Origin of the sequence: Megasphaera hominis (assembly GCF_014269395.1) — a bacterium.
Taxonomy (GTDB): Bacteria; Bacillota; Negativicutes; order Veillonellales; family Megasphaeraceae; genus Megasphaera; species Megasphaera hominis.
This window is the reverse complement of the sequence record NZ_JACOGK010000021.1, coordinates 17,659-42,808: the sequence shown is the minus strand read 5'-3', so window position 1 is coordinate 42,808 and position 25,150 is coordinate 17,659. Positions and strand designations below refer to the sequence as shown.

At 55.8% G+C, this 25,150-nt stretch carries 24 protein-coding genes; 23 read left to right on the top strand and 1 reads right to left on the bottom strand.

The window, feature by feature from the left end; all coding sequences use genetic code 11:
• Positions 1–149: 149 nt before the first annotated feature.
• The 23 genes from H8J70_RS08090 (at position 150) to H8J70_RS07980 (ending at position 24,081) form a co-directional block, all read left to right on the top strand.
• Positions 150–614 carry an NUDIX domain-containing protein gene (locus tag H8J70_RS08090; RefSeq protein WP_186503441.1) on the top strand — a complete coding sequence of 155 codons (465 nt, stop codon included), beginning with the start codon at positions 150–152 and terminating at the stop codon, positions 612–614.
• Positions 607–2,064 (top strand): aminotransferase class I/II-fold pyridoxal phosphate-dependent enzyme, encoded by a 1,458-nt coding sequence (locus H8J70_RS08085; protein ID WP_186503439.1) that lies wholly within the window; start codon positions 607–609, stop codon positions 2,062–2,064. The genes H8J70_RS08090 and H8J70_RS08085 overlap by 8 nt, the downstream gene beginning before the upstream one ends.
• 16 nt (positions 2,065–2,080) lie before the next feature.
• Positions 2,081–2,758 carry a dTMP kinase gene (locus tag H8J70_RS08080; RefSeq protein WP_186503437.1) on the top strand — a complete coding sequence of 226 codons (678 nt, stop codon included), beginning with the start codon at positions 2,081–2,083 and terminating at the stop codon, positions 2,756–2,758.
• Positions 2,759–2,900: 142 nt separating this feature from the next.
• Positions 2,901–3,893, top strand: a complete 993-nt coding sequence (locus H8J70_RS08075; protein ID WP_186503435.1) for a DNA polymerase III subunit — start codon at positions 2,901–2,903, stop codon at positions 3,891–3,893.
• Complete coding sequence (locus H8J70_RS08070; protein WP_186503433.1) at positions 3,894–4,736, top strand: PSP1 domain-containing protein; 843 nt, start codon at positions 3,894–3,896, stop codon at positions 4,734–4,736.
• Entirely contained in the window at positions 4,726–5,460 is a 735-nt protein-coding gene (locus H8J70_RS08065; RefSeq protein WP_186503431.1) for a tRNA1(Val) (adenine(37)-N6)-methyltransferase, read from the top strand. The genes H8J70_RS08070 and H8J70_RS08065 overlap by 11 nt, the downstream gene beginning before the upstream one ends.
• A 25-nt stretch (positions 5,461–5,485) precedes the next feature.
• A complete protein-coding gene (gene rsmI / locus H8J70_RS08060) occupies positions 5,486–6,343 on the top strand; it encodes a 16S rRNA (cytidine(1402)-2'-O)-methyltransferase (RefSeq protein ID WP_186503429.1) in 858 nt (285 codons plus the stop codon).
• Positions 6,344–6,422: 79 nt separating this feature from the next.
• Positions 6,423–8,375, top strand: coding sequence for a methionine--tRNA ligase (gene metG / locus H8J70_RS08055; protein ID WP_186503427.1), 1,953 nt, complete (start codon positions 6,423–6,425; stop codon positions 8,373–8,375).
• Entirely contained in the window at positions 8,375–9,142 is a 768-nt protein-coding gene (locus H8J70_RS08050) for a TatD family hydrolase (protein WP_186503425.1), read from the top strand. Before metG ends, H8J70_RS08050 begins: the two co-directional genes overlap by 1 nt.
• A 6-nt stretch (positions 9,143–9,148) precedes the next feature.
• Positions 9,149–9,430: a TIGR04076 family protein gene (locus tag H8J70_RS08045; protein WP_246415313.1), complete on the top strand. Its 282-nt coding sequence runs from the start codon at positions 9,149–9,151 to the stop codon at positions 9,428–9,430.
• Positions 9,431–9,549: 119 nt separating this feature from the next.
• Positions 9,550–10,539, top strand: coding sequence for a 4-hydroxythreonine-4-phosphate dehydrogenase PdxA (gene pdxA, locus H8J70_RS08040; protein ID WP_186503423.1), 990 nt, complete (start codon positions 9,550–9,552; stop codon positions 10,537–10,539).
• Positions 10,540–10,707: 168 nt separating this feature from the next.
• Complete coding sequence (locus H8J70_RS08035; protein ID WP_343068702.1) at positions 10,708–11,625, top strand: LysR substrate-binding domain-containing protein; 918 nt, start codon at positions 10,708–10,710, stop codon at positions 11,623–11,625.
• A gap of 77 nt (positions 11,626–11,702) precedes the next feature.
• Positions 11,703–12,395: an iron-sulfur cluster assembly scaffold protein gene (locus H8J70_RS08030; RefSeq protein ID WP_186503419.1), complete on the top strand. Its 693-nt coding sequence runs from the start codon at positions 11,703–11,705 to the stop codon at positions 12,393–12,395.
• Positions 12,396–12,409: 14 nt separating this feature from the next.
• Positions 12,410–13,420 (top strand): GGGtGRT protein, encoded by a 1,011-nt coding sequence (locus H8J70_RS08025; RefSeq protein WP_186503417.1) that lies wholly within the window; start codon positions 12,410–12,412, stop codon positions 13,418–13,420.
• A 146-nt stretch (positions 13,421–13,566) separates the two neighbouring features.
• On the top strand, positions 13,567–14,958 hold the full coding sequence (locus H8J70_RS08020; RefSeq protein WP_186503415.1) for an NAD(P)/FAD-dependent oxidoreductase: 1,392 nt from the start codon (positions 13,567–13,569) through the stop codon (positions 14,956–14,958).
• A gap of 123 nt (positions 14,959–15,081) precedes the next feature.
• Positions 15,082–16,815, top strand: a complete 1,734-nt coding sequence (locus tag H8J70_RS08015) for a proline--tRNA ligase (RefSeq protein WP_186503414.1) — start codon at positions 15,082–15,084, stop codon at positions 16,813–16,815.
• A 116-nt stretch (positions 16,816–16,931) separates the two neighbouring features.
• Complete coding sequence (gene purB / locus H8J70_RS08010) at positions 16,932–18,224, top strand: adenylosuccinate lyase (protein ID WP_186503413.1); 1,293 nt, start codon at positions 16,932–16,934, stop codon at positions 18,222–18,224.
• Between the two features lie 60 nt (positions 18,225–18,284).
• Positions 18,285–19,424: an aminotransferase class V-fold PLP-dependent enzyme gene (locus tag H8J70_RS08005; protein ID WP_222433638.1), complete on the top strand. Its 1,140-nt coding sequence runs from the start codon at positions 18,285–18,287 to the stop codon at positions 19,422–19,424.
• Positions 19,425–19,617: 193 nt separating this feature from the next.
• Positions 19,618–20,787 carry a M20 family metallopeptidase gene (locus H8J70_RS08000; RefSeq protein WP_186503411.1) on the top strand — a complete coding sequence of 390 codons (1,170 nt, stop codon included), beginning with the start codon at positions 19,618–19,620 and terminating at the stop codon, positions 20,785–20,787.
• A 20-nt stretch (positions 20,788–20,807) separates the two neighbouring features.
• Positions 20,808–22,079: an MFS transporter gene (locus H8J70_RS07995; protein WP_186503410.1), complete on the top strand. Its 1,272-nt coding sequence runs from the start codon at positions 20,808–20,810 to the stop codon at positions 22,077–22,079.
• Positions 22,080–22,184: 105 nt separating this feature from the next.
• Positions 22,185–23,207 (top strand): selenide, water dikinase SelD, encoded by a 1,023-nt coding sequence (selD, locus tag H8J70_RS07990; RefSeq protein ID WP_186503409.1) that lies wholly within the window; start codon positions 22,185–22,187, stop codon positions 23,205–23,207.
• A 14-nt stretch (positions 23,208–23,221) separates the two neighbouring features.
• Positions 23,222–23,821, top strand: a complete 600-nt coding sequence (gene yedF, locus H8J70_RS07985; protein ID WP_186503408.1) for a sulfurtransferase-like selenium metabolism protein YedF — start codon at positions 23,222–23,224, stop codon at positions 23,819–23,821.
• Positions 23,821–24,081, top strand: a complete 261-nt coding sequence (locus tag H8J70_RS07980; RefSeq protein ID WP_186503458.1) for a putative Se/S carrier protein — start codon at positions 23,821–23,823, stop codon at positions 24,079–24,081. Before yedF ends, H8J70_RS07980 begins: the two co-directional genes overlap by 1 nt.
• Positions 24,082–24,125: 44 nt before the next feature.
• Here the strand turns inward: H8J70_RS07980 and H8J70_RS07975 are convergent, their stop codons facing one another.
• Entirely contained in the window at positions 24,126–25,145 is a 1,020-nt protein-coding gene (locus H8J70_RS07975; RefSeq protein ID WP_186503407.1) for a LacI family DNA-binding transcriptional regulator, read from the bottom strand.
• Positions 25,146–25,150: the final 5 nt, after the last annotated feature.

Here is a 25,150-nt window from a genome sequence, read left to right as displayed (position 1 = left end):
CTGTACGCCGTCACCTCATACTCTGTAGGTGGTTGCAGAAATACCATATCCCGGTACATAGCGAATTGCGTCTCTTCCCATGGCTGCGCCTATTTGGTAAAATAAATGAAAACATAATTTATCATAACAAGGAAATGAAGGAGTAGCGTATGGGACAAGAAGGAAATATCCATATGGGATTGAGCGTGAAGGCGATGATTTTCCATAATGGCAAGATGCTGCTGTTACAAAAAAATGATCCTGAAGGGAAGCATCCGTGGGAGCTGCCTGGCGGCGGCTTGTGCCGTGATGAGAATTTTTTGGCGGCTCTGCGCCGGGAGGTGCAGGAAGAGACGGGTCTTGCGCCGCATATTTTGGCGGCAGCCGGTACGTGGTGTTATCAGAAAAAGGACGGGCAGTTCCTCAATGGTGTCATTTTTACGGCTCTTTCCCAGACGGAAGACGTAGTGTTGTCTTCTGAGCATTGTGCGTATCGCTGGGTGCAGCCTGAAGAGGTAGGGTCGTATCCCTTGCAGGAATCGCTGCGCGCTTCGTTCCGGCAGATGCGCCGGTATGATTATGAACGGCAGGAGCTGCTCTTGCAGGCTGTCTTGGCAGGTGTAGCCGATGAATAAAGATGCACAGCAGAAGGCTCCCTTTGCAGACGCCTTGGACGCGTACTGCCGGCTCCACATGGTGCCCTTCCATACGCCGGGCCATAAATTGGGGCAAGGCGCACCGCAGCGGCAGCGGGAGCTTTTTGGCGAGGCCCTGCGCAGTGACCTGGGCCTCATGTATGCCTTGGATGACCTCTTTCAGCCGGAAGGGCCATTGAAAGAGGCCATGGAGCTGGCTGCCGATTTGTACGGTGCCGGGAGAACGTTTTTCTCCATCAACGGTACGACGGCCTGTATTGAGGCCATGATCCTGGCTGTCTGCCAGCCCGGTGACACCATCTTGATTCCCCGTGAGGCCCACCGCAGCGTCATAAGCGGCCTCATCCTGAGCGGCGCCGTGCCGGCCTATATGGAAAGCCGCTTTGCCCCGGCTGAGGAAGTGTCCCTCGGGCCGGACGCAGCCAGCCTGACGGCGGCTATGGAGGCCCATCCGGAGGCCGTAGCTGTCCTCTTTACGTATCCTACGTACGACGGCATTGCCGGCAAGCTGCAGGAAATGACGGCCCTGGCCCATGCCCGGGGCCTGACCGTGTTGGTCGATGAAGCTCACGGTGCCCACTTGGCCTTTCACGATGATTTGCCAAAGGATGCCCTGGCGTGCGGCGCCGACTGTGTGGCCCAAAGCACGCATAAGCTGGCAGGGTCACTGACGCAGACATCCATGCTGCACTGCCGTCAGGGCTTTGCCGGTACGGACCGCGTGGCCGCCGCTATGGCCCTGGTCCAGTCGACGAGTCCCCACTACTGGTTTTTGGCGTCCCTCGATTTGGCGCGGCAGCAGCTGGCCCTGTTTGGCGAGGCCGAAGAAACGCGCTTGCTGGCCCTGGCCAGGGAGGCCCGGCAGGCCTTGAACAGCCTGGCCGGTATTCGCTGCTTTGGCAAGGAAATCCTGCGCTACGATGCCGTCGGCGGCTTTGATGAAACGAAGCTGACCATCGATTTTTCCGGCCTCGGCCTGTCCGGCAGAGAAGCAGAGCTGCTCCTGCGCAAGGCAGGCATCGAAGTAGAGCTCACGGCAGGCAGTCACGTCCTGGCCCTCCTGGCTTTAGGCGACGACGACCGGAGCGTCCATGCCCTCGTCGGGGCCTGCCGGACGATTGCCGCCGGGCGGACTGTAGTAACAACGCAGGGCCTGCGGGACGAAGCACCCTTGCCGGTGCCGCACGTCGTGCTGCCGCCGCGGCAGGCCTGGTATGCCCAGCGTGAATGTGTATCCCTGGCGGACAGTGCCGGCCGTATTGCCGCCGAAAATGTGACCTTTTATCCGCCTGGGATTCCCGTCCTGGCAGCGGGTGAAGCCGTGACTACCGAGGCCCTGGCCTATATCCGGGGCAAGCTGGCTGCAGGCTATGAAACGAACGGCGCAGCCGATCCGTCCCTGCAGACGCTGCAGGTAGTCCGGGAGTAAAGAAAGGAAGAAGAGCATGTCTGGAAAATTATTCATTATAGAAGGGGGCGACGGCAGCGGCAAGGCGACGCAGACCCGGCTCCTGTACGAGCATTTACAGCGTGACGGACGCCCTGTCCGGGCCGTAAGCTTTCCCGATTATGACAGCGATTCGAGCGCCCTTGTGCGCATGTATTTGCGCGGCGACTTTGGCAGCGATGCCAACGCCGTCAATCCCTATGCGGCGTCGGCCTTTTATGCCGTCGACCGCTACGCGTCGTACCAGCGCGGCTGGAAGGATTTCCTCCACGACGGGGGGATCGTCCTGGCTGACCGCTATACGACGAGCAATATGCTCTACCAGATGATCAAGTTTGAGACGCCGGCAGAACGGGCAGCCTATCTCGACTGGCTGGAGGATTTTGAGTTTAACAAAATGGGCCTGCCCCGGCCGGACCAGGTCTTTCTCCTGGACGTTCCCTTAGCTGTGACGGAACAGCTCATGCAGGAGCGCCAAGGCAAGACCGGCGGGGCGACCGGCGATATTCATGAAAAGAATGAAGACTTTCTGCGCAAATGCCACGCTGCCTATGCGGCCCTGACTGACCGCTACGGCTGGCAGCGCCTGGCGTGTACAGAAGGAGGCCGTATGCGTACGCCTGAAGCGGTGCACGCAGAGCTGTACCGTTTGGTGCAGCGCGAGCTAGGCTGCTAACTAGGCGTGCCTGCCGTCCTGTCAGAGGGGCCGGCAGGCCTTTTCTTTTGCCTTGTCAAGGCCTTGCCTATGGACTTTACGGGCTTTTTTTTTTATAATAGAAAAGATTAGACAGTTTTTGCAGTAAGGAGGCGGAAACAGATTGGACAGAACCTATTTTGATGCTGTCATTGGTCATGAATCGATCAAAGAGCAGCTGCTCCGTTTTATCTCTTCCGGCCGCCTGCCGCACGCCATGGTTTTTGCCGGTCCGGAAGGGCTGGGAAAATTGCCCATGGCCCAGGCTGTAGCGTCGACCCTCATTGGGCGGCCGCTCTTTCCGGGACTTTCTGATCTGGTGTGTGATGAAGCACATCCCTTCTATCAGGACCGGGATGAAGCCTATTATCTGGATCTGATCGGTACGATGCTGCGCGTCAGCCAGTTCCGGCAGCTTCAGGAAAAGCTCATCCTGCATGCTGAGGGAAACAGGATTTGCCTCATCAACCACGGCGAAACGATGAACAAGGAATTCGCCAATTGTATGTTAAAGACCTTAGAAGAACCACCGGCAGGTGTTCATTTTATTCTCATTACCAATCAGCCGGATCTCTTGCTGCCGACGATCGTGTCCCGCTGTGCCATGGTGACCTTTGGCGCCGTCAGCGACGGGGAAATGCGGGACGGCCTCATCCGTACCCGCGGCGGTACGGCAGCTGACTATGAGCAGGCCGTCCTTTGGGGCGGCGGCAATGTGGCCCGCGTGCTGGAGCTGTTGGCCGGGCAGGGCCTTGAAAATGCCCGCCGGGCCTTGGAGTTTCTCCAGGTCATGTCCCGCCACGCCTGCCCGTACGCCAAGGGGATGACCCTGACGGCCTCGTTGACGGAGGCCGACGCGGCTGATATATACCGCTGGCTGAGCATGCTGCTGCGGGACCTGGTAGTCCTGCGCCGGGGCGTGCCGGCGGCACAGCTCCGCTTACAGCAATATGGAGAAGAATTGACGGCACTGCTGCCGTATTGGCCGGATGCAGGTATTTTCTCACTGCTGCAGGTGCTCGATGAAGCCGGCGAAGCACTGCGGCGTCACGTCAATGGACGTCTGGTTTGGGATTATGTATGCATTCGCTTTATTAAAGAACGAGGAGGGCATTAGGTGATAGTTGTTGGCATCCGTTTTAAAACGGCAGGGAAAATCTATTATTTTGATCCGACAGAAATTCCCTTGGCCGAAGAAGACGGCGTTATTGTAGAAACGGCCCGCGGTATGGAATTTGGCACGGTAGCTATTGCCCCGCGCAGTGTCGCCGCGTCGGAAGTCGTCCAGCCGTTAAAGCCGATTATCCGCAAGGCAACGCCCAAGGATTTACGGCAAGTAGAACGTAATAAAGAACGGGAAAAGAAGGCCTTTACGATTTGCCTGGAAAAAATCGCAAAACATAAACTGCCCATGAAGCTCATCGACGTGGATTACACCTTCGATATGGGCAAAATCATATTTTTCTTTACGGCCGATGGCCGCATTGATTTCCGTGAGCTCGTCCGCGATCTGGCTTCGGTCTTCCGGACACGCATTGAACTGCGCCAGATCGGCCTGCGCGATGAAGCCAAGATGATCGGCGGCGTCGGCTATTGTGGCCGGCCCCTGTGCTGTGCGTCCTTCCTGGGCGATTTCAAGCCCGTATCGATCCGCATGGCCAAGGGCCAGGGACTGTCCCTGAACCCGACGAAGATTTCCGGCATTTGTGGCCGCCTCATGTGCTGCCTGCGCTATGAAAATGATCTCTATACGTCAGGCGAGCTGAAGTGCCAAAATTGCCACAAGGCCTGTGAGCACCAAAAACCGCCTCAGGTGGGCCAGCGGGTCATTACCGATGACGGCCTGGGCACGGTCCTGCGCGTACACATGAAGGACCACACCGTCAAGGTACAGCTCGAATCGGGACACAACGTGAACGTGCCCTGGTCGGACGTAGCGGAAGTCGAACATGACAGTTGAACTGGCCGCGCATGAACGGCTCGACGACCTCGTCCTCGATGGCATGAAGCTCATTCAGCGGGATGACCAGTTTTGCTTTTCCCTCGATACGGTCCTCTTGGCCCATTTCGGGCCTGTACCGCACGGGCCGGCTCTCGACTTGGGAACGGGGACGGCGGCTATTCCGCTCATCCTCAGCGCCCGCGGCGCCAAGGACGTGACCGCTATGGAGCTTAATCCGGTCATGGCCGATATTGCCCGGCGCAACGTAGCCCTCAACCACAAGGAAGAGTGCATCCGGATCGTCGAAGGCGATTACCGCCGTATAGAGGACTATTATGCCAGCGGTGCCTTTGCTGCGGTCTACGTCAATCCGCCGTACCGGGAAAAGGAACGGGGCGCTTACAGTGAAAAGGACGGCGTCCGCCGGGCACGGCATGAAGAAACGGCTACCCTTACGGAGGTGCTGGCAGCGGCGGCGTATGCCCTCAAGTTTCACGGCCGCTTCCGTATGGTCCATATTACAGAGCGCCTGACCGATATCATGACGGCCATGCGCCAGGCCGCCATTGAACCCAAGGTGGTCCGCTTTATTCACGGCCGGCCGGACAAACCGGCCAAGCTCTGCCTCATCGAGGGCATCCGCGGCGGCAATCCGGGCCTCAGCGTCCAGCCACCGCTCATTGTGCATGAAGCAGACGGTGCCTATTCAGCGGACGTCCTGGCCATGTATGGCAAAAACTGACAGAGCCGCCACTAGGGAGGTTGTTATGGCAGAGGTTTTTCAAAAAGGAACATTATATTTATGTGCGACGCCCATTGGCAATATGGAAGATATTACCTACCGGGCCGTCCGCTGCTTGCGCGAAGCCGATCTCATCGCCGCAGAAGACACGCGGCATACGCGCTTACTGCTCGCGGCTTATGATATCGATACGCCTCTGACCAGCTATCACGAGCACAACAAGGCAGAAAAAGGGCCACAGCTCATCGCACGGCTCGAGGCCGGTGAGATGATTGCCGTCGTCAGCGATGCCGGCATGCCGGCTATTTGTGATCCCGGCAGTGACCTCGTCCGCCTGGCCTTAGAAGCAGGCGTACCCATCGTGCCCTTGCCCGGTGCCAACGCCGGCCTGACCGGCCTCATTGCTTCCGGCATGGATACGACGCGCTTTACCTTTGCCGGTTTTCTGCCGAAGACAAAGAAGCACCGCCTGCCCGTATTGGAGGAATTAAAGCCCTATACGGGGACGCTCATCTTTTACGAAGCACCGCACCGGTTGCTGACGGTCCTCAAGGAAATGCAGGCCGTCTTAGGCGATCGAAAGGCTGTGCTCTGCCGGGAGCTGACCAAGCGCTACGAAGAGTACCGGCGCGGTACGCTGGGCGAACTGCTCGAAGCCCTGGATAGTCAGGACATACGCGGCGAGTTCGTCGTGCTCGTAGCCGGCGCTGCGCCGCAGGCAGAGGCCGAGGGCGGACAAAGCGAACAAGATTATACATCCCTGGTCCGGGAACTGATGGCTCAGGGAATAGATAAAAAACAGGCTATACGCACGGTGGCGCAACGCAGTGGCGTCAGCCGCCGCACGGTGTATCAGGCTGTTCTGGCAACAGAAAACCAGTAAACCCTGCAGGAAATGCTGAGGCATCAGCGGTATGTCGGGTACACGAGCCGGCTCATTTGCCGGCAGAGGAGGATTTATCATGACAGAAAAGAAAAAGTATTTTATTACCACCCCCATTTACTATCCCAGTGCCAAGCTGCATATCGGCCATACGTATTGCACGACCATTGCCGATTCCCTGGCGCGTTTCCATCGTCTGCGCGGCGATGACGTATTTTTCCTTACCGGTTCCGATGAACACGGCCAGAAAATACAGCGCGCTGCCGAAGCCAAAGGCATGACGCCTCTCGAATACGTCGATGGCATCGTAGCACTGTTCCAGGATTTGTGGAAACGCCTCAACATTTCGAACGATGATTTTATCCGGACGACAGAAGAACGGCATAAAAAAGTCGTCCAGGCATTGATGCAGAAATCCTATGACAATGGCGATATTTATAAAGGCGAATACAAGGGCTGGTACTGCACGCCGTGCGAATCCTTCTGGCCGGAAAACAAGCTGCCTGAAGGCAAGCACATTTGCCCGGACTGTGGCCGCCCGCTGGAACTGGTTTCGGAAGAAGCCTATTTCCTCAAGATGAACAAGTACACCGACAAGTGGCTCCAGTTCATTGATGAACATCCTGATTTCATTCAGCCGGAAGCACGGCGTAACGAAATGATTTCCTTCGTCAAGAGCGGCCTGGAAGACCTCTGTGTATCCCGTACGTCCTTTGACTGGGGCATTCCCGTTCCCTGGGATCCGAAGCACGTCGTCTACGTCTGGTTCGACGCCCTGGCTAACTATGCGACGGCAGCCGGCTATTTGGACGATCCGGAAAAATTCAAGAAATACTGGCCTGCCGACCTGCACCTCGTCGGCAAGGAAATCGTCCGTTTCCATACGATTATCTGGCCGATCATGCTCATGAGCTGCGGCCTGCCCCTGCCGAAGAAGGTCTTTGGCCACGGCTGGCTCATCGTCGACGGCACGAAAATGAGTAAATCCCTGGGCAACGTCGTCGACCCCATTCCCCTCATCGACCGCTACGGTGCCGACTCCCTGCGCTACTACCTCTTAAAGGAAGTACGCCTGGGCCAGGACGGCAACTTCTCCCTGCCTTCCTTCATTGACCGCATCAACGCCGATCTGGCCAATGACCTGGGCAACCTCCTGCAGCGTACGCTGGCCATGGTCGAACGCTATGAAAACGGCGTCGTTGCCGGCCCGTCCGTAAAAGAACCGGTCGATGACGAACTGGCTAGCTGCGCCGTACAGACGGCAAAAGACTATGAACAGCTCATGGATGACATGAAGATCAACGACGCCATCAACGAAACGTGGGCCCTCATCCGCCGTTCTAACAAATATATTGATGAAACCATGCCGTGGGTACTGGCTAAAGACGAAGCGAAAAAAGAACGCCTCCAGACGGTCCTCTACAACCTCCTGGAAGCACAGCGCATTATCGCTATGCTCGTCAGCCCTGTCATCCCGAATGCAGCCGCCGAAATGTGGCAGCAGCTCGGCCTCGGCGACTTCGCCTCCCAGGCTCATTTGGCTGACGGCCAGGTCTGGGGCGGCTATCCGGCCGGTACGAAAGTGGCTAAGGGCGATGCCCTCTTCCCGCGCTACGATCCGAAGGAAGAAATTGCCGAAGCAGAAGAATACAAAGCAGCCCAGGCCGCTGCTGCTACGGCTTGTACGGCAGCGAAGGAACCGTTTAAAGACGAAATCACGATCGACGATTTCGGTACCATGGATTTGCGGGCTGCCAAGGTCCTGGCCTGCGAAAAGATTCCTAAGACGTCGAAGCTGCTCAAATTCCAGCTCGATCTGGGCGTAGAAAAACGGCAGGTCGTCAGCGGCATTGCTAAATACTATAAACCGGAAGACCTCGTAGGTCATACGGTCATCGTCGTAACCAACCTCAAACCGGTTGTACTCTGCGGCGTCGAATCGAAGGGCATGATCCTTTCTGCCTCTGACGGCGACGATCATTTGCAGGTCATCTTCGTCGATGGCGCTGCACCGGGAAGCCGTGTCCGCTAATGCTCTTTGACACGCATTGTCACGTCAACGACGAGGCCTTTGCAGCGGACCGCGAGGCCATGCTGCAGCGGGCCTTTGACAGGGGCGTGCAGTATCTGCTCTGCCCCGGTACGGACCTGCGCACGTCCCGCGAGGCCGTCGCCCTCAGCCGGCAGTACCGGCAGGTGTATGCTGCTGTGGGAATCCATCCGCAGGAAGCGGCACAGGTACAGCCCGGTGATCTGGCTGCCTTGCGGCACTTGGCCGAAACAGAAGCCAAGGTCGTAGCCATTGGCGAAGTGGGCCTCGATTACCACTGGCCGGAACCGGCCCGGGAGCTGCAGCAGCAGGTCTTTATCGAACAGGTCAAGCTGGCTGTAGAACTGGATTTGCCCATCGACATTCACGACCGGGAAGCCCATGGCGATACCCTGGATATTCTGCGGCAGTACGGCAAGGGCCTCAGGGGTGTCTTCCATTGCTATTCCGGCAGTCTGGAAATGGCAGAGGAGCTCATTAAAATGGGCTTTTATATCGGCTTTACAGGCAGTATGGTCTATTCCGGCTCGCGCAAGCTGAAGCGCATCGTGAAAGCCCTGCCGGCCGACCGGATCCTGGTGGAAACGGACTGCCCGTACCTGACGCCGCCACAGCATCGGGGCGAACGGAACGAACCGGCTTATGTGCACTATATGGCAGACGAAGTAGCCCGCCTGCGTCAATGGGACGCAGCGGAAGCCGGACGAATTACAACGGAAAATGGCAAACGTATTTTTAATATCCTGTGAGGTGATATGATGGCACGCGGCAAACGGCCGGATATCCGGCTTACGATTACGGGTAAACTGGGCCCTATGGGCTGTCACCGGGGACATCACGTAGGTGAAGTCTTTGATTATGATACAGAACGGGGAAAAATTTGTCCCATGGCAATGCACTGTGCCTTTCCCTATATCGATATTCTCCGCTACGGCGGTTCCCTGCCCGGACAGCCTGCAGGAACGGCGGAATTTTGCTGTTCTGATGCGGACGTGGCCATGGTTTTTAAGGCCGAAGTAATCGACGAAGATACGTAATAGAAACTGCTCCTTTCTTGGGAAGGGAGCAGTTTTTTTGTTGACACGTACGGGGGAGCTTGCTATAATGAACATAAAAGAACATAAAATAACATTTATTAACATTAGGAGGGGTACCCATGGCATCACAATTCGTTGGCATTACGATGGGCGATCCGGCCGGTATTGGCCCGGAAATTTCGCTGAAAGCAATTGACGCACGAGATGAATATAAGCAATCCGTTCTGATTTATGGCAGCTACAATGTCTTAAAATATTATCACGACCTGCTGGGCATGCAGACGCCGCTGGTTCAGATCGACAAGGTGGCTGATTTCCGGCCGGGCAAGATCAACGTCATTTCCGTCGTCGGCCTGACCCTGGGCAAGGACCTGGAAATCGGCAAGGTATCGCCTGTGGCCGGCGATGCAGCTTACCGCTATTTGGAACGGGCTATTGGTGACGCCATGCAGGGCGATCTCGAAGTCATTACGACGGCGCCACTCAATAAGGAAGCCCTCCACAAGGGTGGCCACATGTTTGACGGCCATACGGAAATCTTTGCGACGCTGACGCAGACGAAATCCTACACGATGATGCTCTGGAGTGAAAAGATGTCTGTCGTCCACGTATCGACCCACTGCTCCCTGCGCCAGGCCTGTGACCGGGCCAAAAAGCCGCGCATTCTGGAATGCATTCACCTGGCTCAGCAGGCGATGCAGCAATTGGGCGTAGAAACGCCGCGTATTGCCGTAGCCGGCCTCAATCCCCACAGCGGTGAAAACGGCCTCTTCGGTACGGAGGATTTGGAAGAAATCGCCCCGGCTGTAGCGGCTGCCCAGGCGGAAGGCCTGCACGTAGACGGGCCGGTACCGCCGGATACGGTCTTCCTCAAGGCCTACAAGGGCGTGTACGATATCGTCGTTGCCATGTATCACGATCAGGGCCATATTCCCATGAAGATGATGGCCTTTGACAGCGGTGTCAACGTGACGCTGGGCCTGCCCATTATCCGCACGTCTGTCGATCACGGCACGGCCTTTGATATTGCTGGCAAAGGCATTGCTAATGTAGAAAGTATGTTATATGCAGTCGATCTGGGCAAACGCTTTGCTTCAGGCCGGCACTGAAATTGATAATGTTCTGAGGCTTTGGGCCACGGCGCTAGGCGCGGTGGCCCTTATTTTTACTGTTTTTTGGCATACGTACGATAACAAAAGAGATATTCTCTTGATAAATAGTGAGAAATAACGTAGAATAACCATGAGAAAGATTTATTGATACTATGATAATTTATAGTGATTATTACTTACATAACCATACAGGAGGGGAGCATACTCGTGTTAGATTTTCGTATAAATACATTTTTATGTGTTTGCCGGTATATGAATTATACGAAGGCTGCGGCAGAGCTGCACATTACACAACCAGCCGTGTCACAGCATATTCGCTATCTGGAGAAAGAGTATAATGCCAGATTATTTATCTATACGGGGAAGCACCTGAGCCTCACGACGGCTGGGAAGACGTTGCTGAGCGCTGCCTTGACGATTCGTCACGACGATTTTATTTTAAAAAAGAAGCTGCAAGAGTTAAAGCGCAGTACGCGCGTCCTTTCCTTTGGCGCTACCCATACGATTGGCGAATTTATGCTCATCGATCAGCTGGCCCAGTACCTGCGGCAGAATAAGGATATGATGCTGCGCCTGGAAATTGCCGATACGGAAGAACTATTGAAAAAGCTCAACGACGGCAGCATTGACTTTGCCATCGTCGAAGGCTTCTTTGAACAGAAAGAATACGAAACCCTGCTGTACGCCAAGGAACCGCTCCTGGCCGTGTGCGGTATTGATTTTGACGCGCCGGAAGAAGTATCCCTGACGGATCTCTTGCACAAGCGGCTCTGTGTCCGCGAAAAAGACTCCGGTACGCGGGATTTGCTCGAACGGACCTTGTCGGAGTACAGCTTATCCCTGGAGGATTTCCCTTATCGTGCCGAAGTTGGCAGCCCCCAGGCCATCAAGGCCCTGGTCTGTCGCAACGCCGGTTTTGCCTTCTTCTATGAAAAATCCGTCCAGGACGAATTGCAGGCCGGTCTTATGCGGACCATTAAAATCCGGAACTTCCAGGCTCAGCACTCCTTTACGTTCCTCTGGCGCAAGGGCAGCATGTACGGCAGTGAATTTCGGGATATTTACCGGCAGTTGAAGTACTAGGAAGAACACGTTGGTTTCAACGGGCAGGCATAGAATGCCTGCCCGTATTATACTGAATAAAAGAAAGGATGAAACACATGATATATTCAACCGAAGTCAAGAACATGTGTCCCGTTGCCAAAGGCGCATACCACGGTCCGGCTCCCATACCGGAAGAAGGCGCCTGGGTACAAGTAAAAGAAATCAAGGATATTAGCGGTCTTACCCACGGTGTCGGCTGGTGTGCGCCCCAGCAGGGTGCCTGTAAGCTGACGCTGAACGTCAAGGACGGTATTATCGAAGAAGCCCTGGTGGAAACCATCGGCTGCTCCGGTATGACCCATTCGGCCGCTATGGCTTCGGAAATCCTGCCGGGCAAAACCCTCCTCGAAGCCCTCAATACGGACCTCGTCTGTGACGCTATCAACGTGGCCATGCGCCAGCTCTTCCTGCAAATCGTCTACGGCCGTACACAGACGGCCTTTTCCGAAGGCGGCCTGCCCATCGGCGCCAGCCTCGACGACCTGGGCAAAGGCCTGCGCAGCCAGACCGGTACCATGTTCGGTACGAAGGCCAAGGGCACGCGCTATTTGGAAATGACCGAAGGCTATGTAACGCGCATGGCCTTAGATGAAGAAAAACAGGTTATCGGCTATGAATTCATTCACCTTGGCAAGATGATGGAAGCCATCAAAAAAGGCGTCGATCCGGCTCAGGCCATGGAAAATGCCAAAGGACATTATGGCCGTTTTGAAGAAGCCGATTCGTACATTGATCCGCGACAGGAATAAGGGGGAGACGACTGATGGAATTATTCGAAAGCTATGACAGAAGAATAGATAAGATTCTCGGCGTGCTGAAAGAATACGGCATAGAAAACGTAGAAGCCTGCCGGGATATTTGCCAGAGCGCAGGCCTCGATCCCTACCAGATCGTCAAGGATATTCAGCCCATTGCCTTTGAAAATGCCGGCTGGGCCTACACCGTCGGGGCTGCCATTGCCATCAAACAGAACTGCCGCACTGCCGTAGACGCTGCCAAAGCCATCGGCATTGGCCTGCAGTCCTTCTGTATTCCCGGCTCTGTTGCAGAAGACCGCAAGGTCGGCCGCGGCCACGGCAACCTGGCGGCGATGCTCCTCGAAGATAGCACGCAGTGCTTCTGCTTCCTCGCCGGTCACGAATCCTTTGCCGCTGCAGAAGGCGCTATCGGCATTGTCCGTAACGCCAATAAAGCACGTAAGGTACCCCTGCGGGTTATTTTAAACGGCCTCGGCAAGGATGCGGCCCAGATCATTTCCCGTATCAACGGCTTCACCTATGTCCAGACCCAGTTTGATTACCAGACCGGTGAACTGCACATCGTCCGGGAAATTGCCTACTCCAAGGGCGAACGCGCTGCCGTCCGCTGCTTCGGTGCCGACGACGTCCGCGAAGGCGTAGCCATCATGCACCACGAAGGGGTCGACGTTTCCATTACGGGCAACTCGACGAACCCGACGCGTTTCCAGCACCCTGTAGCCGGGACCTATAAAAAGGAATGCATCGAAATGGGTAAAAAATACTTCTCCGTCGCTTCCGGCGGTGGTACAGGCCGTACGCTCCATCCAGACAACATGGCTGCCGGTCCTGCTTCCTATGGCATGACGGACACCATGGGCCGTATGCACAGCGACGCCCAGTTTGCCGGCTCGTCGTCCGTACCGGCCCACGTCGAAATGATGGGCTTTTTGGGTATGGGCAATAACCCCATGGTCGGTGCGTCCGTTGCCGTTGCCGTCGCTGTAGAAGAAGCAGCCAAGGCCGGCAAGTTCTAAGGCCGGTCACTACGGGCAGGCAGTCCGACATATGCCATTTATTGACATTGCCTTCATCCTGTGGTAATCTAAATTAGGATATTTTTTAGTTAGTTACGCTCAAACGGCGATCCCGTTTGAGCGTTTTTTTATGGGAGGCGGAAGCAATGAACGCAATTAAAACGTATGATGTTATTATCATTGGTGCCGGTCCGGCCGGGATTTTTACGGCTTTGGAGCTGGCCGATAAAGGACTCCGGATTCTCATAGTAGAAAAAGGCCAGGACATCCGGGCCCGTATTGCCACCAGCCAGAATCCGAACGCGCGCAAGGAAGATAAAGTGCGCAACGTCGTCTGCGGCTGGGGCGGTGCCGGCGCCTTCAGCGATGGCAAGCTGACCTTGACGACAGAATTCGGCGGCAATTTGGACGACTACATGTCCCAGGCCGAACTGCTCGAAAAAATCAATTACGTCGACGACGTATACTGCCGCTTTGGCGGTGCCGACCGCAAGGTCTATGGCGATGAAAACCTCGACGACATCCGCCAGATCAAACGGCGCGCGGCCGCAGCGGACCTGCGCTTTATTCCGGCCCGCATCCGTCACCTGGGCACAGACGTAAACGCCCAGATTCTGACCAACATGCGCGATTTCCTCGACGGCAAGGTAGACATCCTCTCCGATACGGCAGTGGAACACATCGTCGTCGAAGACGGCGCCATCAAGGGCGTCCGCATCAACGGCCAGGACTATGCCTGCCAGTATCTGGTCAGCGCCCCTGGCCGGGAAGGCTCGGAATGGTTTGTCAGTGAAGTAGAAAAGATGGGCCTGCGCCTGACGTCGAACGCCGTCGATATCGGCGTGCGCGTCGAAATGCCGGCGGAAGTATTCGAACCGATTACGGATATCGTCTACGAATCGAAGCTCATTTACTTCAGCAAATCCTTCGACGACCGCGTGCGCACGTTCTGCATGAACCCGTACGGCTTCGTGGTTACGGAAAATAACGACGGTCTCCTCACGGTCAATGGCCACAGCTATGCCCACAAGCGCAGTGAAAATACAAACTTTGCCATCCTCGTATCGAAGAAGTTCACGGAACCCTTCCACGAACCGATTCGCTATGGCAAATACATTGCCCGCCTGGCCAATATCCTCGGCGGCGGTGTCATCGTCCAGCGCCTGGGTGATTTCCTCGACGGCCGCCGTTCCACGCCGGAACGGATTCAGCGCGGCCTCGTACGGCCGACTATGCCCAGCGCTACGCCGGGGGATTTGTCCCTCGTCCTGCCGTACCGCCACATGATGGATATTAAGGAAATGTTCGAAGCCCTCGATAAGGTAGCGCCCGGCGCCAATTCCCGCCACACGCTCCTTTACGGCGTAGAAGTCAAATTCTATTCGAACCGCCTGGATCTTTCCAACAAGTTAGAAACGAAGATTCCCAATTTCTTTGCCATCGGCGACGGCGCCGGCATTACGCGCGGCCTCGTCCAGGCTTCGGCAGCAGGGGTCACGGTCGGTCAGGAAATCCTGGCCCGGACCCAGCAGGTATAGGAAGAAGGCCCTTCGGGCGGCGTAATTTGTTGACGCCGGAAACGATAGAGGCTACAATGGGTGAAAGGGCCGTCTGTTGCCGCACGGAGCGACGGTCCCGTAACCAATGAGGAGGTTTCATTTATGTTAGCATCAAAGTTGTACAGCCCGACGCTGCGCGAAATTCCGTCTGATGCGGAAATTGCCAGCCATCAGTACATGTTGAAGGCCGGCATGATCCGTAAAAACGGTAACGGCCTGTATTCGTTCTTGCCCCTCGGCCGCCGTGTCGAACTGAAGATAGAGGCCATTGTCCGTGAAGAAATGGATAAGACCGGCGCTCAGGAAATCATGATGCCGATCGTACAGCCAGCAGAAATCTGGCACGAATCAGGCCGCTGGGATGCCTATGGCCCGGAAATGTTCAAATTGACGGACCGCCACGACAACAAGTACTGCCTGGGACCGACACATGAAGAACTGATTACGACGCTCGTCCGTAATGAACTGCGTTCCTATAAGCAGCTGCCGCTTACGCTCTGGCAGATGCAGAATAAATACCGCGACGAAATCCGTCCCCGTCTGGGCCTCATGCGCAGCCGTGAATTTGTCATGAAGGATGGCTATTCCTTTGATGCTGACGAAGCAGGGCTGCACCAGAATTACCAGATCATGTACGACGCCTATACGCGCGTCTTCACGCGCTGCGGCCTGCAGTTCAAGCAGGTCGAAGCCGATAGCGGTCAGATCGGCGGCAGCCATACGCACGAATTCATGGCTCTGGCCGGGGCTGGTGAAGCAGAAGTCGTATCGTGCTCTCAGTGCGACTACGCAGCGGATATCGAAAAAGCCACGCCGGCACCAATCGAAATGGCAGCCGAAACGCCGGGGAATGTAGAACTCATCGAAACGCCGCACTGCGCAACCATTGCCGATTTGGCCGAGTTCCTGCAGATTCCTGTAGAAAAGACCATCAAGGCCGTTGCCTTCAATATTGACGGCAAAAAGACCGTCCTCTGCATGGTCCGCGGCGACCACGAAGTCAATGACGTAGCCGTCCAGAACTTCGTCGGCGGCAACGCCATCGAACCGGCAACGGAAGAAGAACTGAAGGCCCATGGCCTGCAGCCGGGCTACATGAGCCCTATGGATGCCGATACACCGGACAACGAAACATTCTTCGTCCTCGTCGATCCGACGGCTATGAACGTTCCCAACGGCGTGACCGGTGCCAACAAGCTTGGCTACCACTATAAGAACGTCAACGCCAAACGGGACTTCAAGAACGTCACCGTGACGACCATCCGCAACATGACCGAAGGCGACTGCTGCCCTAAATGCGGCGCGCCCGTCAACATCATGCGCGGCATCGAAGTAGGCCAGGTCTTTGAACTGGGCACGAAATATTCCGAGTCCCTCCAGGCGACCTTCCTCGACCAGGACGGCAAGGCCAAGCCCTTCTACATGGGCTGCTACGGCATCGGCGTAACGCGCACCATGGCCGCCATCATCGAACAGTACCACGACGAACACGGCATCATGTGGCCTGTTGCCGTGGCTCCGTATAAGATCGCTGTCCTGCCCCTCAACATGAAGGATGAAGAAATGGCCTCCGTCGCTACGGACCTCTATGAAACGTTCCTGGCACAGACGCCGGACGTCGTCCTCGATGACCGTAAGGAACGGGCCGGCGTTAAATTCAACGATGCCGACCTCATCGGCTACCCCGTCCAGGTCGTCGTCGGCAAGGATACGAAGACGAACGGTACGGTCGAAGTCAAGGTACGCCGCACGGGCGTCAAGGAAATCGTGCCGAAGGAACAGGCTGTCGCCCGGGTACAGGAAATCCTGGCCGAATTACAGGCAAAAAATATGTGAGTTACCCGCTCTTTTCGGGCCCTGTGCATTGCAGGGGCCCGAAAAGATAGTGTATAATAAAAATTGATTTCTTTTTTCTTTCAACTATCCATAGGTGTGCAAAAGGAGAGATACAAGTGATAGAACGTTATACAAAAGAAGAAATGGGTAAGATTTGGTCAGAATATAACGAATGGGATACGATGAAGCAGGTCGAAATCCTGGCCAGCGAAGCGCAGGCCGAATTAGGCAACGTGCCTAAGGAAGCTGCTGCGGAAATCCGTGAAAAAGCGGCCTTTTCCGTAGACCGTATCCACGAAATTGAAGCGGAAACGCATCATGATATTGCCGCTTTTGTATCTACTCTTTCGGAAAACATCGGCGAAGCCGGCAAGTACGTTCATTTGGGCCTGACCTCGACAGACGTCAAGGATACGGCTCTGGGCTACATGCTGGGCCAGGCTTCGGATATCCTCATCCGTGACCTGGAACAGTTCCGCGACGTCCTGCGCCGCCGGGCCGTTGAATTCAAATACACACCGTGCATCGGCCGTACCCATGGCATTCACGCAGAAGCCACGACCTTCGGCCTCAAGCTGTGCAACTGGCTGGCAGAAACGGAACGCAACATCGAACGCATGAAGCGGGCTAAGGAAACCATTGCTGTCGGCAAGATTTCCGGCGCCGTCGGCACCTACGCAGACGTCGATCCCTTCGTAGAAAAATACGTGTGCGACCATCTGGGCATTGCCGCTTCGCCTATTTCCTCGCAGACGCTGCAGCGTGACCGTCATGCCGAATACGTGACGACCCTGGCCGTCATTGCCAGCTCCATCGATAAATTTGCGACGGAAATCCGTCACCTCCAGCGTACGGAAGTCCGTGAAGCAGAAGAATACTTCAGCCCCAAGCAGAAGGGTTCTTCCATTATGCCCCATAAACGGAACCCCATTACGTGTGAACGCATGTGCGGCCTGGCCCGCGTCATCCGCGGCAACGCCCAGGCAGCCCTCGAAGACGTAGCGCTCTGGCACGAACGGGATATTTCCCATTCTTCCGTAGAACGGGTCATCCTGCCGGACAGCACGATTGCCCTGGACTACATGCTCCAGACCTTCACGCGCGTCATCGACAAGCTCCTCGTCTATCCGGACAAGATGCTTCAGGACCTGAACCTCACAGGCGGCCTCATTTACAGCCCGATTCTCCTCAATACGCTCGTAGAAAAGGGCGCTGTCCGTGAACAGGCCTACCGCTGGGTACAGCGCAATGCCATGAAACGCTGGCTCGAAGGGGAAGATTTCCTGGAAAACCTGAAAAAGGATGAAGATGTGGCCCGCTACATGACGCAGGAAGAAATCGAAGCCTGCTTCGACGTTCACAAAATGCTCAGCCATGTAGACACGATCTTTGCCCGTTTCGGCATTTGATATCAGGCACGATCATTCGGCAGCCCTTTACGGGGCTGCCTTTTTTTTGGAGGTGAGATGATGTATTATTTCGATAACGCCGCGACGACCGTACAAAAGCCTGCCTGTGTCGCCGACGCTGTCTCTAAGGCCCTGACGAGCGGCCTCTATGGCAATCCGTCCCGGGCGGCCCACGGCTATTCCCTGCGTTCCTACAGGGAAGTAGAGCAGGCCAAGGACCTCGTACGCCGGCTCTTCCACGCCGGTGACGACTACGGCGTGGCCTTTACGCACAATTCGACGCTGGCCCTCAACCTGGTCCTCAAGGGACTCATCCGGCCCGGTGCCCACGTCCTGACGACTATGTGGGAGCATAACGCCGTCCTCCGGCCCTTGTACCAGCTCGAAAAGGAAGGCGTCACCATCGACTACGTACGGGCCGACGCCGGCACGGCACGCCTGCATTACGAAGACCTGGAACAAAAGCTGCGGCCGGAAACGCAGCTCGTCGTCTGCAACCATGCGTCTAACGTGACGGGCAACGTCCTCGACCTGACGCGGGTGAAGGAATTTTGCCGCCGCCACGGCCTGCTCCTGGTCCTCGACGTATCCCAGTCGGCCGGGGTCATTCCCATCGACCTTTCAGATGGCAGCGTGACGGCCGTCTGCTTTACAGGCCATAAATCACTTTATGGCCCTGGCGGTACAGGCGGCATCTGCATCCGCCGCGATGCGCCGGCCGTGCCCGTCGTGACCGGCGGCGACGGCGTCCATCCCTTTGAGCACGAACAGCCCGGCGGCGTACCGGCGATTTTTGAAGCCGGCACGGCCAACGTGTCCGGCATCATGGGCCTGGCCGCCGGCATCGCATACAGCCTGAGCCATGAGCAGGACCTGAAAAAACGCCAAAATGCCCTGTCAGAGCAGTTTTTAGCAGGCCTTAGGCAAGTACCCGGCCTGACCGTCTACGGCGACTTTACAGGGCCGCGGGTGCCTGTTTTTGCCATCAATTTTGCCGGTGCCGAGTCGGCTACGGTAAGCGACATCCTCTGGAACACGTATGAGATGGCCACGCGGCCGGGCTTTCACTGCGCCCCCCTGGTCCATAGGGCCTTAGGTACGACGGACATCGGTGCCGTGCGCTTTTCCTTCTCGTCCTTTACGACGGCTGGGGACATCGATGCGGCCCTCAAGGCACTGCATGAGATAGCGGCGCTATAGTGATAATTATATTGCAAAAATGGTATAGAAATGCAGCGTGTCTTTTTCTAAAGAACACTTGACTATCCCTAATGGAACATGTATCCTAGTATCGTGTTCAAGGGTAAGCGCACGTGTTCTCACAGTACGACGTACGCTGGTACATGTCCTGGTTCGCGCCAGGGCATGTTTTTTATTTTTGGGGGTGTTCAGCATGAGTAAAGAAGCAGTGACAGGAGCCGTCCAGGAAGCGGCTACTATCCGTATTTTGCAGAAGATGGTGCAGACCAATACGGTGAATCCGCCGGGCAACGAAAAACAACTGGCCCAATGGATTGCCGACGAGCTGGCCCGGGCCGGTATTGACGTCGAATTCCGCGATATGGGGGATAACCGGGCCAACGTCATTGGCCGCATTAAAGGCACGGGGGAACGAAAGGCCCTGCTCTTCGACGGCCATCTCGATACGGTGCCGCCGGGAAAATGGACGGAAGATCCCTGGGGCGGGATCATCAAAGAAGGCCGTTTATACGGCCTGGGCACGTCGGACATGAAGGGCGGCCTGGCGGCGATGATGCAGGTCTTGCTGGCAGTCAAAGCATCAGGGGTGGTGCTGAAGGGGGATTTGATCCTGGCTGCCTCCATTGATGAGGAAACGGACAGCCTCGGCGCCTGGGATTTATTGAAATCGGGCGGCCTCGACGACGTAGGAGCCATCGTCATTGGCGAACCGAACTACAACGAAATTACGATTTGCGAAAAAGGCGCCCTGTGGCTGAAGGTAACGCTCCATGGCAAGACGGCCCACGGTGCTATGCCGGAAAAAGGAATCAATGCCATCGTGCACATGAACGCCTTTTTGAATGAACTCCTGGCCTGTCAGTTCGCCTATGAGGAAAATCCCCTCTTAGGGAAACCGACCATGAATATTGCCACGCTGCACGGCGGCCTGAAAACGAATGTCGTCCCTGATCAGTGCGAGCTGACCCTCGATATCCGTACCGTACCGGGCCAGTCCCACGCAGCCATCCTCGACCAGCTGCAGGGCATTTGCCGGAAGCTGCAGCAGGACGTACCGGGCTTTTCCGCCCAAATCGAGGTCATCAGTGACCGGGCGCCGGTAGAAACGAAAGGGACCGATCCCTTTGTAGCCCTGTGCCGCAGTGTCCATGAAAAGGTGACCGGCCGGACGACAGCGCCCAATGGCTTTATGTGTTATACCGATGCGGCTGTCTTTTTGCCCCATACGGATATTCCGCTTATTGTCTATGGCCCGGGGGAACAGCATATGGCACATCAGCCGGATGAATATATCGAATTGGATCGCCTGCACGAAGCGACACGGTTTTATGCAGAGCTGGTCCAGACGTACCTGGTTGACTAACGAAGAGGGGGCAGTGTGCCATGAATAGGAATTCCGCTTGGAAGCACAGGAATACAGTTATTATCATTTTATTTATCATTTGGGTTACGGCTTATTTGGACCGCATGGTAATGGCTACGGCCATTCCCTATATTGCCGATGAGTTTAACCTGACACCGCTGGCCATGGGCGGCGTCATGAGTGCCTTTTTTGTGGGCTATGCCTTATTCCAGATTCCCGGGGGACTTCTGGCAGATAAATTCGGTGCCCAAAAGGTCATGCTGACGGGCATTGCCTGGTGGTCGGTCTTTACGGCCGTGACCGGTATGGCCTCGAATCTGGCCCATATGCTGATCGTCCGCGTAGCCTTCGGCGTCGGCGAAGGGATCTTTCCGGCTGCGTCGTACCGGACGATTTCCAATTGGTTTCCCCATAAAGACCGGGGAACCGCTACGGGACTCATGATGTCCTCGAATGCCTTTGGCCCGGCCCTGGCACCGCTTTTTGTCGTGGCCATTATGGCTGCCTGGGGCTGGCGGATGGTGTTTTATTCCCTTTTTATTCCCGGCGTGATCATGTGCCTTCTCATTTGGCGGCTCATTCCGGACAATCCGGCTCATAGCAAGGGCATCAGCCAGGCCGAATTGGCTGAATTGCAGGCAGATCAGACGGCGCAGGTTGAAACCAGTCACGTGTCCTTTTGGGAAATCATTAAAGTACCGGCTGTGTGGCGTACGTTTGTGAGCTTCTTCTTTTTTGATATTACCCTGTGGGGCTTTTTGTCGTGGCTGCCCAGTTATCTGGTCAAGGCCAGAGGCTTTGAGCTGACGAAGATGGGGATTACGGCGTCCCTGCCTTTCTTTGCCGGTACGGCTGGTATTATCCTCTTTTGCTGGCTTTCGGATACGCGCTTTGCCCACAACCGGAAAATCCCCGTCATTATGACGCAGATTCCCGGGGCAATCTGCCTCTATCTGACCTATGCTGTGGCCGATCCGTCTTTGGCTATTGCCTTTGAAACGCTGGGCGGATTCTTCCTCTTTGGCGCCTTTGGCGCACTGATGGCGCTGCCTATGAGTGCCATTTCCAGTGCGATTACGGGCCGGGCCATGGGCTTCGTCAATATGGCCGGCCAGACGGCCGGTTTCTTATCGCCTATCCTCATTGGCTATCTGGTACAGCTGTCCGGTGGCAGCTTTGGTACGAGCTTTGCCTGCCTCGTCGGGGCGACGGTCCTTTCCGTATTGGTCACCATGACCATTAAGGAACAGGCAGCCGAACCGGAAGCGGCAGCGGTAGAAGAAATTGCCTAAAAAGCGAATAAAAGATATACTAAAACCCAGGCCTGTGCCTGGGTTTTTTGCTGCCATAACGGTATAATAAGAGAGAAGAAAAATGAATCCATAAGGAGGCAGTCTATGGAAGATATGGAACAGCTCGTCGTTTGCGGCGGCTGCAATGTTAAAATAGGTGCCGGCAATCTGGGACGGCTGCTGGCAGATTTGCCGCGCCGGCAAAGCCCGGATTTATTAGTCGGCTACGATTCGTCTGATGACGCGGCAGTCATTCAGCTGCGGCCTGATCTGGCCCTCATACAGACGGTGGATTTTTTTCCGACTATGGTGACCGATCCCTATCTCTTTGGCCGCATTGCGGCGACCAACGCCCTGAGTGACGTCTACGCCATGGGCGGGGATGTCCTCGCGGCCCTCAATATCGTCGCCTTCCCGGAAGAAAAGGATTTTGGTATTTTAAAGGAAATTCTGCGCGGCGGCGCGGAAACCGTACAGGAAGCAGGTGCGCTCCTTTCGGGCGGCCATTCGATTCACGACCGCACCGTCAAATACGGCCTGGCCGTGACCGGGACGGTCCATCCCCAGGCAATCCTGCGCAACGATACGTGCCAGCTGGGCGATCACCTGATCCTGACGAAGCCCTTGGGTGTGAGCATCCTGACCATCGGCTACAGCGCCGGTGAAATCAGCCGGGAAGGCTTTGAGGCGGCCGTAAAGAGCATGTGTACCCTCAATAAATACGCCATGGATATTATCCGCCCCTATGGCGTACACAGCTGCACCGATGTGACGGGCTTTGGCCTGTGCGGTCATTTGCACGAAATGCTGCACGGTGCCTTTTCGGCCCGCGTCGATGCGCGGCGCCTGCCTTATTTTGAGGAAGCCTATGCCGGCGTGAAGAATTTCATCCTCACGGCCGGCGGCCAGCGCAACCGCGATTATCTCCAGGCGCAGGTGGCCTTTGGCCACGACGATTTCGGCCTGGAAGAAATTGTCTTTGACCCGCAGACGTCGGGCGGCCTCTTGGTAGCCGCCGGGCCGGAAAAAGTAGCAGCCCTGACGCAGGATCTGCAGCGGGCCGGCATTCCGGCAGCCGATTTCGGCGTGATCACAGAAAAAGCGGAAAAAGAAATATATATTGATTAGGGAGTGTGAAGCATATGTTTACGATTGATGCATTGGGCAAAGCCTGCCCCTTACCGGTCATTGAAACGCGCAAGGCCCTCAAAGAGCACGACGCCGTAACGACCGTGGTAGATAATAAAATTGCTACGGAAAACCTGAAGAAAATGGCCGACCAGCTGGGCTACACGTATGCCCTGACGGTAGATTCGCCGACCCATTATACGGTCATCATTGCCAAGACGGACGCAGCTCCGGAAACGACTGCTGCGGCAGCTCCGGCTGTGCCGGAAGCGACGTCGGAGGCGTATATCGTCGTCATTAATTCGCCGATGATGGGCGTCGGCGACGAAAAGTTCAGCCGCAACCTCTTGAAGACCTTTATTTACACCCTGACGGAACAGGACGTCCTGCCCCAGCGGATTATCTTTTATAACGGCGGCGTCCCCTTGGTAACGAAGACGTCCGAATCCCTGGAAGACCTGCAGAAGCTGGCTGCAGCCGGTGTGGAAATTTATGCCTGCGGCGCGTGCCTCAATTATTACGGTCTCACAGACGACGTAGCCGTCGGAGAAATTACCAACATGTTCCGGATCATTGAAATGATGCGTACGGCAAACCGCATCGTCCGGCCGTGATGACGGAAACTTTTGGCGTAGCCCTCTTTGCGTCAACGCGCATTGCCATGCGGGCAGAAGATACGGGCAAGGCTGCGGGCCTGCACGTGCGCATTATCCCGACGCCGGGGCGCATCGTGTCGACGTGCGGTTTTTCCCTGCGCTATGACCTGGACGAAGAAGGACCGCTGCAAGCGTGCCTAGCGGACGCCGGCGTTGCCGTCGACGCGTGGTATCATGCCGAGCGGCACGGCCTCATCGCCACCTATACGAAGCACTAAAAAAGCCTGATGAGCGCGGCTCATCAGGCTTTTTCTGCGTTGGTTCAGCCAAGGGGGGACGATTGGCCAATAATTTTTTTGCCTTCCAAATATTCTACTGTCGGCATGGGCTGTTTCTTTTCGATGAGATCGACGACCAGATGCAGACAGTCTTCGCCGATTTCCCCCATGGGAATATCGATCCGCGACAGGGACGGTACGGTGTAATCGTTGATTTCCGGCATATTGATACCGACCGTAAAGACTTCTACGGCGTCAGGAATGGCGATGCCCAGCTCGTGACAGGCGAAGAGCATGCCGTGGGCCAGTACGTCGGATTCACAAAACATAGCCCGGGGCATGCGGCGTTCGGCGTGAATGCGCTTGCAGACTTCAAACGCACTGGCTGAGGATGTCTGGCAGAGGAAAATGTTTTCTTCGCCAATGGCATGGCCGGCGTCGCGGTACGTGTCGAGAAAGCCCTGCATCCATTGACGCATAATGGGGAAGGTCGTATCATGTGTGAGAACACCGGCGTCAAAGAGTCCCTTGTCCAGGAAATGACGGGCGACGCTCTGGCCGACCTTGTAGTTGTCCATGGTGACGCTGCTGAATTTGGGCGATTCCCGGTTGAATAAGACGATGGGACAGGGTGGTACGAAATCTGTATTCAGGAACTCCATATCCTTATCTGACATGTTGGCAATGATAATGCCGTTAAAGAATTCATTTTGTGTCGATTTCATCAGCTTTTCCAGCTGATCTACCTTATAGGGCATGACCGTCAGGCGGATATTTTTATTTTGCTTCATAATGCCTTCCTGGATCCCTAAGGTAATGCGGGCCAGATAATTGATGCGGAAGTCTGTTGCCCAATAAAAGGCGATGGCGTAACTGTCTTCCTGGGCGACACGCAGCTTTTTGGCGGATTGGTTGGGGACATAATTCAGTTGTTGTGCAATTGTATAAATACGGGTCTGCGTTTCCTCAGAAATCTTACGTTCTTTGCCCTTCCCGTTGAGTACGATCGATACGGTGGCAATGGATACGCCAGCCTCTTTGGCAATATCTTTTATAGTAGACAATGGAG